18 protein-coding genes are annotated in these 16,696 nt (G+C 57.0%); 10 read left to right on the top strand and 8 right to left on the bottom strand.

Features of this window, described 5'->3' with window-relative positions; translation table 11 throughout:
- Positions 1–101: 101 nt before the first annotated feature.
- The 5 genes from SR858_RS12725 to SR858_RS12705 form a co-directional block, all read right to left on the bottom strand.
- Complete coding sequence (locus SR858_RS12725) at positions 102–629, bottom strand: hypothetical protein (protein ID WP_154819823.1); 528 nt, start codon at positions 627–629, stop codon at positions 102–104.
- Positions 630–773: 144 nt separating this feature from the next.
- A complete protein-coding gene (locus SR858_RS12720; RefSeq protein WP_154819822.1) occupies positions 774–1,505 on the bottom strand; it encodes a rolling circle replication-associated protein in 732 nt (243 codons plus the stop codon).
- Between the two features lie 498 nt (positions 1,506–2,003).
- A complete protein-coding gene (locus tag SR858_RS12715) occupies positions 2,004–2,375 on the bottom strand; it encodes a hypothetical protein (protein ID WP_019921168.1) in 372 nt (123 codons plus the stop codon).
- 18 nt (positions 2,376–2,393) lie between these two features.
- Positions 2,394–3,485 (bottom strand): RHS repeat domain-containing protein, encoded by a 1,092-nt coding sequence (locus tag SR858_RS12710; RefSeq protein WP_084669895.1) that lies wholly within the window; start codon positions 3,483–3,485, stop codon positions 2,394–2,396.
- A gap of 42 nt (positions 3,486–3,527) precedes the next feature.
- A complete protein-coding gene (locus SR858_RS12705) occupies positions 3,528–4,154 on the bottom strand; it encodes a cation diffusion facilitator family transporter (protein WP_019921166.1) in 627 nt (208 codons plus the stop codon).
- Positions 4,155–4,238: 84 nt separating this feature from the next.
- On the opposite strand from SR858_RS12705, the gene SR858_RS12700 reads away from it, so the two are divergent.
- The 9 genes from SR858_RS12700 (at position 4,239) to SR858_RS12660 (ending at position 12,720) form a co-directional block, all read left to right on the top strand.
- Positions 4,239–4,658, top strand: a complete 420-nt coding sequence (locus SR858_RS12700) for a MerR family transcriptional regulator (RefSeq protein WP_019921165.1) — start codon at positions 4,239–4,241, stop codon at positions 4,656–4,658.
- Positions 4,659–4,760: 102 nt separating this feature from the next.
- The gene (locus SR858_RS12695) at positions 4,761–5,651 is read left to right on the top strand and encodes a class I SAM-dependent methyltransferase (protein ID WP_084669894.1); all 891 of its coding nucleotides are present in this window, start codon (positions 4,761–4,763) and stop codon (positions 5,649–5,651) included.
- Positions 5,652–5,790: 139 nt separating this feature from the next.
- A complete protein-coding gene (locus SR858_RS12690) occupies positions 5,791–6,351 on the top strand; it encodes a sugar-binding domain-containing protein (RefSeq protein ID WP_322534583.1) in 561 nt (186 codons plus the stop codon).
- An 8-nt stretch (positions 6,352–6,359) separates the two neighbouring features.
- The gene (locus SR858_RS12685; protein ID WP_322534582.1) at positions 6,360–8,186 is read left to right on the top strand and encodes a glycoside hydrolase family 2 TIM barrel-domain containing protein; all 1,827 of its coding nucleotides are present in this window, start codon (positions 6,360–6,362) and stop codon (positions 8,184–8,186) included.
- A 47-nt stretch (positions 8,187–8,233) separates the two neighbouring features.
- The gene (locus SR858_RS12680) at positions 8,234–9,130 is read left to right on the top strand and encodes a LysR family transcriptional regulator (protein WP_019921162.1); all 897 of its coding nucleotides are present in this window, start codon (positions 8,234–8,236) and stop codon (positions 9,128–9,130) included.
- A gap of 107 nt (positions 9,131–9,237) precedes the next feature.
- Positions 9,238–10,221 carry a DUF1852 domain-containing protein gene (locus SR858_RS12675; RefSeq protein ID WP_019921161.1) on the top strand — a complete coding sequence of 328 codons (984 nt, stop codon included), beginning with the start codon at positions 9,238–9,240 and terminating at the stop codon, positions 10,219–10,221.
- Between the two features lie 29 nt (positions 10,222–10,250).
- Positions 10,251–11,279: a methionine synthase gene (locus SR858_RS12670; protein ID WP_026637165.1), complete on the top strand. Its 1,029-nt coding sequence runs from the start codon at positions 10,251–10,253 to the stop codon at positions 11,277–11,279.
- Between the two features lie 109 nt (positions 11,280–11,388).
- The gene (locus SR858_RS12665; RefSeq protein WP_019921159.1) at positions 11,389–12,261 is read left to right on the top strand and encodes a hypothetical protein; all 873 of its coding nucleotides are present in this window, start codon (positions 11,389–11,391) and stop codon (positions 12,259–12,261) included.
- A gap of 18 nt (positions 12,262–12,279) precedes the next feature.
- On the top strand, positions 12,280–12,720 hold the full coding sequence (locus tag SR858_RS12660; RefSeq protein ID WP_019921158.1) for a hypothetical protein: 441 nt from the start codon (positions 12,280–12,282) through the stop codon (positions 12,718–12,720).
- Here SR858_RS12660 and SR858_RS12655 read toward each other — a convergent pair.
- The 3 genes from SR858_RS12655 to SR858_RS12645 all read right to left on the bottom strand — a co-directional run bounded on the left by SR858_RS12655 (position 12,717) and on the right by SR858_RS12645 (position 16,195).
- Positions 12,717–12,950, bottom strand: a complete 234-nt coding sequence (locus tag SR858_RS12655) for a hypothetical protein (protein WP_019921157.1) — start codon at positions 12,948–12,950, stop codon at positions 12,717–12,719. The genes SR858_RS12660 and SR858_RS12655 overlap by 4 nt on opposite strands.
- A gap of 30 nt (positions 12,951–12,980) precedes the next feature.
- Positions 12,981–14,531, bottom strand: a complete 1,551-nt coding sequence (locus SR858_RS12650; RefSeq protein WP_026637164.1) for a S8 family serine peptidase — start codon at positions 14,529–14,531, stop codon at positions 12,981–12,983.
- Positions 14,532–14,641: 110 nt separating this feature from the next.
- Positions 14,642–16,195 (bottom strand): phage tail sheath family protein, encoded by a 1,554-nt coding sequence (locus SR858_RS12645; RefSeq protein WP_019921155.1) that lies wholly within the window; start codon positions 16,193–16,195, stop codon positions 14,642–14,644.
- A 92-nt stretch (positions 16,196–16,287) separates the two neighbouring features.
- On the opposite strand from SR858_RS12645, the gene SR858_RS12640 reads away from it, so the two are divergent.
- Positions 16,288–16,677 (top strand): YfeK family protein, encoded by a 390-nt coding sequence (locus tag SR858_RS12640; RefSeq protein WP_019921154.1) that lies wholly within the window; start codon positions 16,288–16,290, stop codon positions 16,675–16,677.
- Positions 16,678–16,696 lie beyond the last annotated feature (19 nt).

Here is a 16,696-nt window from a genome sequence, read left to right as displayed (position 1 = left end):
CAGTAACAGTTACGAATGGTTCGATAGACGAAATCACGTTCAACCTCCGACATGTGCTCAAGAGGAAATAGATCTAACTGCATAAAGTTAGGATACCTCCGCTACTTTTTAGCCTCATCAGCAATGCTTTTACTTTCTCGAGCGAGAGTTTTTTCACGAACTTCTGCTTGCAACTTGTCACGAACTCGAACCAATTCTTGGAGGGAAGTTAGGGTAATGGCAGTTGAACTTGCAGCAATGTGGGCATCCGCCCATCCTTTGGCAAGATCGTAGTTATCTAACTCCCCCCTCTTAATTTTCTCTAACGGAAAATCCTGTAGTTTGGCAGGTGGCTTCATAGCAAAATCAGGCATCGGTGGCCATGGCACAGGGCTTGCTGCCTGCATTGCGCCCAAAATGATCTTGCCCTGAAGTTGACTGCTTAGCGGAACCGGCGAATTTTGCCTTACAATTGAAAGCGCCCATGCACGCAATTCTGGATCCTTAACCTTCTCGTCTTGAAGCATCCCGATCGCCAATGTCACGTAATCTTTTTTTATACTTTCAGAAGAGATAGAGTCTTGCACCACCCAACCAACAACCGCCAGCACTATTGGTATAGCAACTGCTGAGGCGATCTTGGACCACATTTCTAGGACCTGAAGCCTATTTTTACGACGACCATCGTCAGACTGGCCCCCACGTCTGATTCTTGGTCGGGGACTTGGACCGCCGGGCGAATTACTCATGTATAAACCCCATCATATTGATAACAAGCAATTCTAACAGCCCTATTAAAACGGAACCTCTACTGCATCAGGGATTCCCGGTGCCGTGGCCAAATATACAATGCCTAAAGCATTGTTACACCATGTTTCCAACCCCTCAAATGAATGCCCCTCAATCATGTGAAACGCCGAGTGCACTGCGTCAAGCATGCAGGTGCAGTTCGGTAAGCGCCAGTACTGCAACTCAGGCAACACAATGCCCTTGCTACGGAAATACCGTTTCTGGTCAAGCGCCCTACTGTCCATTTGCTTACCGCAATACTTTGCGATGTATCCGGCAAGCCGGTGAGCGCCCTTGACGCCAAATCCGAGCTTGTGCGGATCGCGCACGTTAACCTGCCCCATTTGCTCGCCGGATGGCCCCAAGCCCACCACGCGCTGCCAGATCGAGCGCAAAAGCACGTAATTCTGTTTGCCACGCACGGCCACATGAAAATGCAGCGCACCCCGTTCCTGTTCTTCGATAACGGCCACGTAATGGAACTTGTTCACCTTGCCCAGGCGACGAACAAACGCTTTCCAATCCTTAAGTGCTTTTTCGCGGTCGGTCATGTTGTCGCGGTACGTGAGCGTAACCATGCGATCCGCACCGATGGTCTTGCAGCAGTCACGAACCCTTTGCTTTGCACGGCGGCCAGCATCATCCTCGTTCTGCAAGCGCTTCTCGGACTCGCCACGTTTTGCCCGTGGACGGCTTATTGCAGGGCCTACAAACGATTTATCGAGCGTGACGGTCACAACGCACTGCCCATCCTCATAAACCCGCTTACGGGCCGTGTACGTGTCCTGCCATGCGCCCCGCTTACGTTCACCGCTCCACGTATCCGGCGTGATGGTGTCCCCATCACGTGGGGCACGGCTGAAATCGATCGCTGAACGGGATCCCTCTTGCGAAGCCAGCAGGCGCCGCTCTTGATATGCGTGATTTCGAACCTTATCGTAGCGACATCATTCCCATGGTTGCGTATCCGCTTGAGGAGACCGCATCCGATTACGTAGCCAGCAGGACCTGTCCTCGTTCCGTCGTCGCCACATCGCTGTGACGCGTATCTGACCCCGTGCTTTCCCGGAGCGTGCCAACAAGCCGGGAGCCAAGGAACGGAGGCCCACGCGCGGGGCAGCGGTTGGTGACGGCTTTTATTGTTCATAAAGAAGGTCCTGGCATCGGCCGATCTAGCTACGCATCAGCCCGTGTCCGCTTCGTAGCCTTGACCCCGTGCTTTTCTGTATTGCCCATTACTCCCTGTAGAGAACTTCAACCATTTGTCCACGGGCAAGAGCGAAGACTTGGTCCAAGTCATCCACCTCGTACTCCGAATACGTCAACTCCAATCCAACCAGCCCAGACACATTTATCGGGCCTGGACTAGACTCCACTTCAATGACTTTTCGGAGTCCAGCAAAGACGTATGCAGCCTTCTTTTCGTTAAGCTCAAGGTGCCCGTCCTCGCTGAGATCCTCGTTCCCCTTAGCGATCCGAATTGCAGCCTGCGTAGCATGATCTATATCATCTGCATCAATCAAATAGACATTTTCATGGATAAGAAACGTATCTTGTTTTTCATCACAAAGCTTGAAGTAGAAAATCGCGTGTGCACAACAAAGCATAATTGCCTCCAATTAGAATTACGGGCATTTCTTACGACTATCCTTGTTCTTATTTCGTTGGCCGCGCGATTTTTGCTCTTTCGTCAAGCGCTTTCGCTCTTCCGCACTCGTACGCGGATCCTTTAGGCGTGCTTCAATTTCCGCATCGGAAACTCCAATCAATCCCGTGTCCCTGATGTTCTGCGAGCCCCCTTTGGAGAACTTCACGGCGTCTGACGAGACAATAACGGCGGCGCTACCGCCGACGAGCACCGCACCTGGCCAGATCCAGCTAGCAACATCAAGGCCTACACCAATGACACAGACTGGGTTTGGTCCGGCGACGCAAGCCGCCTCGAGTGGATTGGGTATCAGACCTGTCGGGTCAGTACTGCTAAGAGGATTCCCGCCTACATAGGCATAGGTGTTTACTCCTCCCCCCAACCCAATGGGATCGGATTGGATATATCTACCCAGCGACGCGTCGTAATACCGATGCCAGTTATACCAGAGGCCAGACTCTGAGTCGTAGTACTGCCCCGGGAGACCAATCGGCAATCCTCCGACATTATCAACCGTAACGGTTCGGTCAAACGCTGTATTGAAAGCGCGCCAAGCCACGGCACCACTACAATTGGTAAGCACTTCAGGACGGCTCAGCTTGTCGTTGTGGCTGGCAAAAAATTGCCCCTGTTGTGCAACGCCAAGCAACTCCCCACTAAGCCAGACGTAGCTGCTGTTGCGCGCCCCTTCCTCAAAGAGGAGCTCACCGTTCGGGCCGTACACGCTGAGCAGCCAGCCATTCGAAGAATTTTTATAAACGCGTTGATTGAAGGCATTATAGCTATAATCGCTGAGCTGAGTGCCATCTCGAATAATGCCCGTCAGGCGGCCGATACCGTCATAGGTATAGCCTCTCGTGCCGTTGTGACGATGCTCAGCGACCACATTGCCGGACGCGTCATAATCGAAGTTACGGCACTGGCCGTTACCGCTCCATGAACTGAGTCTGTTGCTATTATTCTCAACGGTGAACCCATAGTTGATCCCTTGACGCCGGTGGCTGGTACGATTCCCCCCTTGATCAACAGTAAAATTCTGCGCATCGCTACCGTTGTAAGCCGTAATCACTCGCCCCGATGGATCGTAAGTGAAAGTTTGGCTTAACGCCGGTTACGCCGACCTCCGCTTGAATTGCGGCCAGGCTTCCCTCAGCACACGAATTGCCGATCGAAGAAACACCAGGCCAATCAACCCACCGATAACGATGTCGGGCCAGGCGGAATGGGACATCGCCACCGCCCCGCCCGCGCACAACACGCCCACGTTGGCGACCACGTCGTTCCGCGAGCATTCGAACGTGCTGCTCATGTTGACGTTGGTTTTGCGGAAGCGCCACAGCAGCCCGAGGCACGTCACGTTGGCCAGCAGCGCCAGGAAGCCGAATATCAACATCAGGTCACTCGATGGCGGAACGCCATGGCGCAGCTTGTAGCCGATCTCCACTACGATACCGATGAAGAACAGGAAAATGATGGCGCCTTTGGCGAGCGCAGCGCCTGCCTGCCAGCGCGCTCCCCGCTGTAAAGCAAACAAACTCAGCACATAGACGATGGCATCGCCCAGCATGTCCACCGCATCGGCCATCAGCGCCGACGAATTGGCGATGTAGCCGGCAGAAAATTCGATCACGAACATCAGCGCGTTGATCGCCAACACCCACAGCAGCACGCGGCGCTGGCCTGCTTTCAATGCCAGTTCGGCAATTTCTTTCCCCTTGTTTGAACAGCATTCGTCCATGGAGCCTCCCAGGTTTATTGAACTTGACTTGATGCGGACTTCCACTTTATAAACGTTGAAGTCACTTCAAGGTCAAGCGCAATCATGGATACATTCAATATCGGGCAACTGGCAACGGCGGCGCAAACGCCGGCGGCAACCATCAGGTATTACGAAAAGATCGGCTTGCTACCTGCACCGGCCCGTACCGGCAGCAACTACCGCCGCTATGACGGCGATGCCCTGGCGCGCCTGAGTTTTGTTTGCCGCGCCCGAGACCTGGGATTTTCGATCGATCAAGTACGCAATTTGCTGGACCTGTCGGACCAGCGCGAACACGATTGCTGCATGGTCGATCAACTGACGCAGCAACATCTGGCGACAATCGAGCAGAAAATCGCCGACCTGAGCGCACTCAAGCACCACTTGTCGCAATTGCTGGTGTCGTGCCATGGCGGCACGGTGGCAAATTGCCGCATTATCGATGCGCTTACACCAAGAAAGGTTCCTCCGGCCGGGAGTTAGCATATTTCGTTCACCGGGCCCCGCTGTGAAGCCTGTTGGTATTTCAAAAACATCGCCAATAAGTTAAGCTTGCCCATCTATGCCGCGTCCCCGAGGAGGATTATGCGATGTGTTGTTTGCAGCACCTTGCAGTTGCAAGGTTTAACCGATTGGCATACTTCATGTTCGGCATGTGGATACGAAGGCGCTGCGCTGAGTGTAAAAATCAACGCGCAACCGGACGGTGCGCCGGTTGACGAACTTGAGCGTGAAGTGGGTTTGAAATCGCTGCGGCAGGAAAACTTTCGCGACATTTTAAGCGTCGTACTCAAGCATGTGAAGCCAGGGGCTCGGCGTTTGCTCGATGTGGGTTGCGCCCACGGATGGTTTCTCGAAACTGCGCGCGCGCATTTCGATGTCCTGGGCGTCGAGCCCGATTCGGTGGTTGGCAGCCGCACCGCCTCGCGCGGCCTGCCGGTACGACCTGGTTATTTTCCCGACGCGCTCACGCCCGATGAATCGTTCGATGTCATCGTGTTTAACGACGTTATCGAGCATATTCCTGATATTGCCTCGGCCCTGGAGGCATGCAATGCGCGCTTGAGTGAAAACGGCCTGCTGGTTCTTAATCTTCCGAACAGCCGGGGCTTTTTCTATCGCTTATCTAAAATATTTGCCCGACTGGGGTGGCGCAATCCGTTCAACCGGCTCTGGCAAAAGGATCTGCCCTCCCCCCACGTTCATTATTTCAATCCCCGCAACCTGGAACTGCTCGTGACCCGGCATGGCTTCGTGAGCGTGTATTCCGGGCAGTTGCCTTCCATGCGCAAGAAAGGCCTGTTCGAGCGGATACGTTGTACAGGCGATATTTCGGGATTCTCTTTATACCTGCAATATTTTGCCGTGTTATGTTCGATTCCCGTGTTGTCAGTTTTCCCGAGCGACATTATTTTCTGCGTATTTCGCAAAGCCAAGTCTGGCGCCTTCCGGCCAGGTGTACTTTCTGCTCAATAATCTGACTATTTCTGCTTCGCCGTCCTGCGTGCCTAGGAAATGCCGCACTTCCTCGTCGTCATAGATAACGAGGGCGCTGCGCGCACTTCCCATACAATAGCCGGAGACGAATGTCATGTTGAGTACCACCAGATTTTTAATGCTTTGCCTCGCCTTGTTATGCAGCAGCGCGCTGCAGGCCCAAGGCGCCACGACCGGCGAATCACCACGCACCAGCGAATTATTTAACTTCGGCTGGAAATTCCAGCAAGGCGACGTGGCCAATGGCCAGGATCCCGCCCTGAACGACCAGGACTGGCGCAAACTCGATCTGCCGCACGACTTCCAGATCGAACAACCATGGGACAAGGCCGCCAACCGCAGCCTGGGTTTCAAGACTGCGGACGTGGGCTGGTACCGCAAGACCTTCAAGACCGATCCCAAGTGGCGCGGCAAGCAGGTGTTGCTCGATTTCGAGGGCATCATGCTGGCCGGCGAGGTGTGGGTGAACGGTAAAAAAGTCGGTGGCACCGCTTATGGCTACCTCGGCTTCGAGACCAATATCGCCGATGTGCTCAACTACGATGGCGACAACGTGGTGGCCGTGCGGGCATCCACCCGCGATGGCAACTCGCGCTGGTACACGGGTGGCGGCCTGTTCCGCGATATCACCTGGTGGTCAGGCAACCGGTTTCGATCGCCCGCCACGGCATTTTTGTAACGACACCCGTGGTTTCAGACCATCATGCCGACATACAGGTGCAGGTGGAAGTGGCAGGTTTGAAAGGCAAGAACGAGGCCGTTGAGATCACCACCCGCATTTACGCGCCCGATGGCAAGCAAGTCGGCGAAACACGGGCGGCAGTGCCGCCAGCGCGCAATCTCGCCGAGATCGAAGTGCCCTTGCCGCAGCTTCGGCTCGCGGCGCCGCAGCTGTGGTCGATCGACACGCCTGCGCTGTATGTGGCCGAAGTGGAACTGGCGGCCGGAGGCAAGGTGATCGACCGGTTGACCAAGCGGTTCGGCATCCGCACCATTGAATTCTCAAAGCATTTCGGCCTGCGTCTCAATGGCAGGAAGGTGTTCCTGCAAGGCGTGGCCAACCACCATGACCTTGGCGCCGTGGGCGCGGCGGCATACCGGACGTCGATCGCACGCACGATGGACCGCCTCAAGGCGTTCGGCTTCAACCACATCCGCACTTCGCACAACCCTTACTCGGAATCGTTCCTGGAACTTGCCGACGAAAAAGGCATCCTCGTGGTGGACGAGCTGTACGATAAATGGGGCAGCACCCGCGCCTGGGCCGGCAGCGCGCCATGGAACGATGTCTGGTTCTCTAACCTCAAGGAGTGGATCAAGCGCGACCGCAATCACCCCTCCGTGATCATGTGGAGCTTTGGCAATGAGCTGCAATTCCAGGAAGAGCGCTGGGGATTCCCGACCGGCGACTGGGGCAAGACTACCTACCGCATCATGGACGTGGTCGCCAAGCGCTACGATCCCACCCGTAAAACCACCGTGGCCATGTACCCGGCGCGGGCCAATGGCATCATCAAGGCCAATCCCGATTTCAATATCAAGGAAAACATCGTGCCGCCGGAACTGGCCACCATTACCGACGTGGCCAGTTTCAACTACACCTGGGTGGACTATCCGCAATACCTGAAGCACGCGCCCGACATGATCATTTACCAGAGCGAAGCAGTCACCAACGAACTGGCAGGCCCTTACTTCGGCATGGACCGCGACAAGATGGTGGGCCTGGCCTACTGGGGCGCAATCGAATACTGGGGCGAATCGGACGGCTGGCCCAAGAAAGGCTGGGCCTATTCGTTCTTCAACCATGCGCTGGAACCGTTCCCGCAAGCCTGGCTGACCAAGAGCATTTTCAAGCCGGAGCCGCTGGTCCATATCGGCATCGTCGACAACGAGGGCGAGTCGAAGATGTGGAACGATGTGATGGTGGGCCAAAAAGTGGTGTCGTCGCACTGGAACCGGCAGCAAGGCAAGACCTATAACTTGTACACGTACACCAATGCCGAGGAGGTCGAACTGCTCGTCAACGGCAAATCTGTGGGCGTGCAGAAGAACTCGATGGACGTTACCCAGCGCAACACCATTTACTGGAAGGACGTGCCCTACTCTGCCGGCACGATCACCGCCGTGGCACGTACCGGCGGCAAGATTGTGGCGCAACACCAGCTCGAGACCACCGGCGCCGCCGTGGCCCTGGTGCTCGAGGCGGAAAATTCCGCGTGGAAGGCGGACGGTCTCGATCTGCAATATGTGAAGGTGTACGCGGTGGACGCCAAGGGACGCAAAGTGCCAACCGTCGGCGGCGAGCTGACCTTCGACGTACGCGGTGCGGCAAGCCTGATCGCGGTGGACAATGGCAACCACTGGAGCGACGACCTGTTCGCGGGAAATAAAAAAGTGCTGCACAACGGTTTCGCCATGGGTATCTTACGTGCCGGACGGATGCCGGGCGTCGTCAAGCTGCGCGTGTCGGCACCGGGATTGCAAGGGATCGAGCAAACCTTCAACGTCAGATGACGTAAAATGTCCTTCGCGCAACCAACCATGAGTTTTACTCATCCGCCATGCTGGAACGTATCCATCTCGCCACCCTGCTGGAAGTTGAAAAGCAAGGCTCTCTGACGGCAGCCGCCGAAGTGCTGCACCTGACCCAGTCTGCGCTGAGCCACAGCATGAAAAAGCTCGAGCAGCAACTGGGCACAGACATCTGGCTGCGGGAAGGACGCACGTTGCGGCTCACCCAGGCGGGCCAGTACCTGCATGCGGTCGCCCAGCGCGTGATCCCGCAACTGGACCTGGCAGAGGAACGCCTGCGCCAGTTTGCCCAGGGCGAGCGCGGCACGCTGCGCATTGGCATGGAGTGCCATCCGTGCTACCAGTGGCTGCTGAAAATCGTCAGCGGCTACCTGGCGGCGTGGCCGCACGTGGATGTGGACGTCAAACAAAAGTTCCAGTTCGGCGGCATCGGCGCCTTGTTCGGCTTCGAGATCGACCTGCTGGTCACGCCCGATCCCCTGCTCAAACCGGGCCTGCGGTTCGAGCCCGTGTTCGATTACGAACAGGTGCTGGTGGTGCACAAGGACCATCCCTGGGCCGACCAGCAGGAAGTGCGCCCTGAACAGTTGAACGAAGAGACGCTAATCACGTACCCGGTCCCGCTCGAACGGCTCGACATCTACAATATGTTCCTGCTGCCGGCCAAGGTTGGTCCGCGCAAGCACAAGACCATCGAAACCACCGACATCATGTTGCAGATGGTGGCCAGCGGCCGCGGCGTGACCGCCCTGCCCAAGTGGCTGGTGACCGACTACGCGCCGCACCTGCAACTGCGCACGCTGCGCCTGGGCCCCACCGGCATCCAGAAGCATATCTACCTGGGCGCCCGCGAGGTCGATTACGACACCGACTACCTGCAATCGTTCATTGCGATGGCGCGCAAGGCCGAAAGTTACTCGACTTAACATGAGCCAGGCTCATGGAAGTATGAAATAAGACCATTTTACTTCAACGATGCCCATGGTTATCATCGCTCCATCATTTCTTGCAGAAATCAGGACGACAGATCACCATGAGCAACGATTTTACTTTCAACATCAAAAGCATCGTTTTCGATGAAAACTATCATCCGTCCGACCATACCCGGCTGACGACCAACTTTGCCAATTTGGCGCGAGGCAAAAGCCGCCAGGAAAATCTGCGCAATACGCTGCGGATGATCGACAACCGCTTCAACAACCTGGCGCACTGGGATAACCCCCATGGCGACCGCTATACGGTAGAACTCGACATCATTTCGGTAGAAATGACGATCGGTGCCGCAGGCGGCAATGATGCACTGCCGCTGATCGAGATCTTGAAGCCGAATATCATCGACAAGAAAACCGGCGAACGCACCAATGGCATCGCGGGAAATAATTTCTCGTCCTATGTGCGCGACTACGACTTCAGCGTGCTGCTGCCAGAACATAACGCCGACAAAGCCACGTTTGGCACGCCCGATAATTTCGGCGATTTTCACGGCAAACTGTTCAAGCACTTCGTCAACTCCGACGCCTATAAACGGCATTTCAACAAGCCGCCGGTCATTTGCATCAGCGCCTCGAGCAGCAAGGTTTATCACCGGACCGAGAATGTGCATCCGATACTGGGCATCGAGTACCGGCAAAACGAGTTGTCGCCGACCGACCAGTATTTCGACAAAATGGGGATGAAGGTTCGCTACTTCATGCCGCCCAACAGCTTCGCCCCGCTGGCATTTTATTTTATCGGCGATCTGCTCGGCGACTATACCAACCTCGAACTCATCGGCACGATCAGCACGATGGAGACGTTCCAGAAAATTTACCGGCCCGAGATCTATAACGCCAATTCCGCAGCGGGAAAACTGTATCAGCCCAGCCTGAAAAACCAGGATTACTCGTTGACGCAAATCGTCTATGACCGCGAAGAGCGCAGCCAGCTGGCGGTCAGGCAGGGCAAATATACGGAAGAGCATTTCATCAAGCCGTACAAAAATATCCTTGAACAATGGGCTGCGAATGACGCGCGCTGAACGACCGACCTAGAGACAAAGACCTCATCATGAAAAAATTATTACCAACTTCAACGGCCGGCAGCTTGCCCAAACCCTCCTGGCTGGCACAGCCTGAAAAACTTTGGTCGCCCTGGAAATTGCAAGGCGAAGAATTAGCGGAGGGCAAACAGGATGCGTTGCTGCTGGCGCTGCAGGAGCAGCAGCAGGCCGGCATCGATATCGTCAGCGATGGCGAGCAAACCCGCCAGCATTTTGTCACCACGTTTATCGAGCACCTGAGCGGCGTCGATTTTGAAAAACGCGAAACCGTCAGGATACGCGATCGCTACGATGCCAGTGTACCGACCGTCGTCGGCGCGGTGAGCCGCCAGAAGCCGGTGTTCGTGGAAGACGCCAAATTCTTGCGCCGGCAAACCGACCAACCGATCAAGTGGGCCCTGCCAGGCCCGATGACGATGATCGATACGCTCTACGACCGCCACTACAAGAGCCGCGAAAAACTGGCCTGGGAATTCGCCACGATTCTCAACCAGGAAGCGCGGGAACTGGAAGCAGCCGGTGTCGATATCATCCAGTTTGACGAACCGGCCTTCAATGTGTTTTTCGATGAAGTGAACGATTGGGGCGTTGCCACGCTGGAGCGGGCGACCGAAGGGCTCAAGTGCGAAACTGCCGTCCATATCTGCTATGGCTACGGTATCAAGGCCAATACCGACTGGAAAAATACGCTGGGGTCCGAGTGGCGCCAATACGAGGAATCTTTCCCCAAGTTGCAGAAGTCCAGTATCGATATCATCTCGCTGGAATGCCACAACTCGCATGTGCCAATCGACCTGATTGAACTTATCCGTGGCAAAAAGGTGATGGTCGGCGCCATCGACGTGGCCAGCCATGCGATTGAAACACCCGAGGAAGTTGCCAATACCTTGCGCAAGGCGCTGCGGTTCGTCGATGCCGACAAGCTCTATCCTTGCACCAACTGCGGCATGGCGCCATTGCCGCGCCATGTCGCCCGAAAAAAACTCAATGCGCTCAGTGCCGGTGCGGAGATTATCCGGCGAGAGCTGTCAGCCTGATAGGTGGAGTGGCAAAAATACATCAAAAATTCTCCCCATTATTATTTAAATAATAGTAGTGTTATCGCTTGGATGGCCATCGGTTTCTGGCTTGCCAATTGGTTAAACCATGGGGGATAAATTGTTCAACTCAATGACCCGGCCAGCCGTGCTGGCGATTGCGCTGATCCTCACCGGATGCGCCAACCTCGGTGCGATCCAGGAATTCGGCAGGATGTCGGCCGATGGCGCCAGCTATACCAGGCTGAGCGATGACTACGTGCAAAGCCCGGAAGTCAGAAAAGCCTACACGTTCAGGGCCGATATCGCACAGCGAGATAACCTGAGCCGGGTTGCAGAAGAGCGCAGGAAGCAAAGTGCGGAACTGGCGATCTATCACAAATCCATTTCCGCCTACATGAACGCCCTGGCCGACCTGGCCGGGGACGAGACCCCAGGTTTCGATCCCGAGCTTGACGCAATGGTCGATGCAGCTGCAGAAGCACGCAATCTCACCGAGGAAAAAGCAGAGGCTGTCAGAGCACTCGGCAAGACATTGACCAATGCTATCGCCAGCGCCTATCAACAACGGGAATTGAAGCAGGTGATCGAGAATGCCAATGCGCCCCTGCAAAAAGTGATTGCTTCCATGACCGTGATGATGGAAGGCTTCGCCGAGTCCCTGGACACCGAGCACACGGCTTTCGTCAGCTACCATCGGACCCTGATCGGCATGGCCGAGGAAAAAGACCGGGACGGCAGGATGCGCGAACCGGTCGCCGCGCAAATGGCGTACGCAAATCTCGAGCTCGGCAAGCCTGCTTACGCGGCCCGCGCCCTTGCCATTCCCAAGTATATCGAGACCTTGCAGAAGATCGCCACTGCGCATCAGTCGCTGTACGACAACCGGAACCGGATATCGGACAAGGAAGTTCTATCGCAACTCGCAAAGCAGACCCGGCAGATTCGCGCCGCTTACGTTGCCGTGCGTGCAGCCGGGTAACACTATATGGGGGTGACCATGAGCGACAATAAGTTGGCTGCAAAACAGGCGTTGCAACTGGCCAGGCAGTTTCGGCTGGCAGCGGTGGCAGTGGGCGACCGCGTGTTTAGCGAATGGGACGCCATGGCCAAAAAAGACAGGGCGCAACTGCAATCACTGGAAGTAACGCTGCTCAACCTGGCGACCGACCTCACCACCCAGGCCGTTGGCATCGCTCTCGACGATGGCAAGATCAGCCTGGCAGCACTGGACCGTGCCACCGAATCTGCCAGGGAAGCACTCGAGCACATCATAGACGCGAAGGCGATGATCGGCATTACCACCGCCCTGATCGGCTTGGCTGCTACCATTCCTACCGGGAACGTGCTGGGGATGATTGCTGCCGTCAAGAACCTGGACGATGCGGTAAAGGCGGCGCAGGCGCCAGCATCACGACCTCCGGAAAGTAACCAAGGTTAAGCGATGCGCCGCCGCGTGTCCGGAGCGTCTATCCGTTCCTGCTGCGGCGACACAACCCAGCCCGTCAATTTGCTCTTGAGCGTGTCCAGCTCGCCGGCAGCAACATCGACCAGCAAATTGTTGCCGCTTTGATGAATGACGCGCCCGTCAACGGTCGCCCCCACCAGGGAAAGCGCTTCCTCGGTGGAGACGGTGGCATCAGCGGTACGTCGCAGGATAACTTGGCTCATACACCCAATATAGCACGATCACCGGCCCGCTCAAGGCAACATCCCGAGTCCCTCCAGGTCCTTGGGGAAGCCGAGCGGCTTTGCTGCGGCATTAATCACGGCCAGCATGGCGGTGGACCGGTCGCGGTTGCGTTTCATCTTGAGGACCTTGGGCTGGGCAGCCAGCAACGCAGCTGCGGCGCCGGCTGCGGCCGGACACGCCATCGACGTGCCGCTCATCACACCGTAGCTGCCACCGGGCAGCGTCGAGACGATGCCGACGCCCGGACCAGTCAGGTCGATTTCAGGCCCCACGTTGGAAAACTGCGCAATGAAAAGCTGTTCATCGGTGGTGGCTGCCGGCGGCGCCACATCCAGTAGCTCGGAAGAATTGGCGGGGAAAGTACCCAACCTTCCAGCGGCCGACACCGCGACGGCCTCGGTCCATGCGGCCGGATAGGAAACCGGCTGGCGGCCGTCATTGCCGGCCGCGACAATGCACAAGGTGCCCTTGTCATACGCCTCCTTGATGGCGTCGTGCACGGCCTCATCGGGCGACGCGCCGCCCAGGCTCAAGTTCAGCAAGTCGCACTGGTCCTGCACGCCCTGCTCGATCGCGCGCAAGATGTCGTAGTTGGTGGCGCCGCCGCCAGCGTTAGGAAATACCCGGTAACTGTACAGCGCCACGCCTGGCGCCACGCCCGGTTTGCCGGCAGGGTGCTGGCCACGGGAGGCGATGATGCCCGCCACATGGGTGCCGTGTTCGCCTTGCTCCTTGGCCGGTCCCCAGCCGCCGGCATCATTCTCATCGGCGACAAACGCGGCGCCGCCCAGCACTTTTAAATCGGGATGCTTGCCATCGACACCGGTGTCGATCACGCCCACCCGCACGCCTTCGCCAGCTTCGGCTGGATGTCCGCCATAGACGGTGGCGACGAAGTCCGGTACGGACAGGTCGATGGGGGCGATACCGACACTGTCGCCGTTCTTGATCTTGCGGGAACGTTCGCACAGTCCCCAGTATCCGGCCGGACCGTAGATCAGCAACAGGTCCAGCGTCTTGCTGGCAGTGGAAAACTGCAAGGTGACCTCGCCTTTCGCATTGCTGGTGCCTTGCGCGCCTTCCTGGCCGGCGAAATTCGTAAACGCCACCACCATGGCGCCCCTGACGGGCTTGCCGCTCACGGTATCGACCACCTTGATCTTCAAGCCCGGCGCCGCTGCCGCAGCCGCCTTGCTGCGCACCGCTGCGGGCCGCAGGACCTGCCACCGGGGGCTGCGGGCGATCTCGTAGCGCACCAGCGGCACCAGCCTGACGCCGGCATTGCTCGCCTTCAAGGCAGTTGCCGCGACATCGCTCAGTTCGACCAGCTTGGGGCCGCTTTGCGCGCTCGAGTGCACGATCTTGACGGCGGCGGCGGCGGCGGCCGGCTTGGCAGCCGCCCTGGCAACACCTTGCAAGTCCAGCCTGGCCGACAGCACAGAGGAAAAAATGTTGGGCGATGCGAGCGGCTCCCGTAGCGCCTCGGAATGCAGACCTCGTTTAGGTAACAGGACGTAGCGTTGAACATCGGTTGCCGTGTTGCGCGATCGTGAAGCCATATGAGTACCTCTTCCATGGATGTCATCCGATCATATTACTTTTAAAATAATATATATCGGATAACCAACATATATTTTTTGAACTGTCTGCGCGCAACAACATTCACGGATCAGTCAGATGTTGCCTGTTGCTGCTCGAATGTGATCACGATGAACTCTGCCGGCCGCTGCATGGCCACCTTGAGCGTTACCCGCATGATGCCGTTCTGGATATCTTCGGGTGTCATCGTGACACCCAGGCCGACATCGACCTGGTAGGCCTCGCCCGGCGACGCGCCCTGCAACCCGCCCTGTTTCCACACATTGGTGAGGAAGCTGCCGATCATGCTTTTGACGGCAGCCCATGTATTGGCATCGTTAGGCTGGAAAACATAGGCACGCGCCCCCTCCCTGATCGACTGCTCGAGGTAAATCATGGTGCGGCGCACCGCGATATAACGCCAGTCCTGGCTATTGCCATCGAGGGTGCGCGCACCCCACACCAGGATGCCCAGGCCATTGAACAAGCGGATGGCATTGATCGATTTACCGGTGGCCTCATCGATGTTCAGGGTGGCCTGCTGGCTGTCCGACAGCCGGATCGGCAGGCTGACTGCGCCGGTGATGGGGCAATTCGCTGGCGAGCACCAGGGGCCGTCCGTGTTGTCAGTGACCGTGTACACGCCCGCCATCGCGCCACTTGGCGGCAGAATATTGGCCGACTCGGTCACCGACGCCATGATCCGGGCATAGACCGGGCTCGCCGCCACCAGCGCCGCCTGCAACTGCCTGTTGGTCATCGGCTTGGCCGGTGGATGCTGGATCTGGGTGAGGATTTGCAGCGCTTGCGGATTCGGCGCCGATGCCGGGCTCAGCAAAGAATTGAGCCTGGTCGTATCGCTACCGAACAAATTGGTGAAATTGAGTTCACCCGTTTGCATGATGGTGGTGCCGATAAACGGGTAGTAGCTGATGCCATGATCGAGTGCGGTAGTGCCGGTGCTGCCGCGGAAATTGGCGATGTCGTCGGTGTACTGGATCGGATCGGGTTGGGCGCCGCCAATGATATCGAGCAAGCATACCGCAGTTCCCATTGCCGCTGCTTGCTGCAACATCTCCGGATTCAAGATGGCGTTATCGGCCAATGACATCAACGTGGCATCTGGACACAGATACATGGTCGGCTCCTGCTCGTGCTTCAGCAGCGCCAGACCGCGTTGCAAATCGGCCAGTTTCACGTTGGGATTGACGATCTGCGCGGCCGGATCGGTGATCGGCTTGCCGCTGGCCGCGCCATAGGTACCCACCGAAACGATATACGCGTCGCCGCCGCCATTCTGGTAGAACAGGCGCACGCTGTTATACAGATAGTAAATCGTGCTCGGGTCGGGCAGCACCGCGTAATACACGCCATCGAGTAAGATGTATTCGCCCGAGGCCGGCTGGGCTTTCTGCGCCACCAGGTAATAACCGGGAGTATATTGCACCGCCGGATCCAGCGGCGGCGGCGGATCGGGCAGCGTAAAATATGCCTGGAAGTCCGCGAAGCTGGTGATTTTTACCGCGACATTGGCATATGACTTGCCCTGGTACGCAGCGGCCGGGGTGTAACCGATAAAGGCGGGGACAGCGGTTTGCACCGGCACCACCGAGTTGGGAAGGGCGTTGATTTCCTGAATGTACACGCCCGGGGTTGCGTAAGAAGCTGTCATATTCGAAGTAAATAGTGGCTCAAGAGCAATAAATATATCACGTAAAAAGGCAGTATCATTCTCCTATGCGCATAACAAATATTCTCGCCGTCATACTCGTTACGCTGGCAACTGCCGCGTCCCCGACATTCGCCGCCGACCTGCCGGCCACGTCCCGCGCCGAAATCGATGCCCTGCTCAACCGACTGGGTACATCCGGTTGCCAGTTCAACCGCAATGGCAGCTGGTACAGCTCCACCGACGCCAAGGCGCACCTGGCGAAAAAATTAAATTACTTGATAGAGAAAAACAAGCTTGATGGCACCGAACAGTTCATCAAGCTGGCGGCAAGCTCGAGCAGTATGTCGGGCAAGCCTTACCAGGTGCGGTGTGGTGACAGCCAGCCCGTGGCCAGCCAGACCTGGCTGACTACCGAACTGCAAACCATCCGCGCCAAAGCCGCTTCGCCGAAATAACCCTTACAACAAGGGCGGG

The organism is Duganella zoogloeoides (genome assembly GCF_034479515.1).
GTDB lineage: Bacteria > Pseudomonadota > Gammaproteobacteria > Burkholderiales > Burkholderiaceae_D > Rugamonas > Rugamonas zoogloeoides.
The sequence above is the reverse complement of the archived record's forward strand: the minus strand, read 5'-3'. Positions and strand labels throughout refer to the sequence as shown.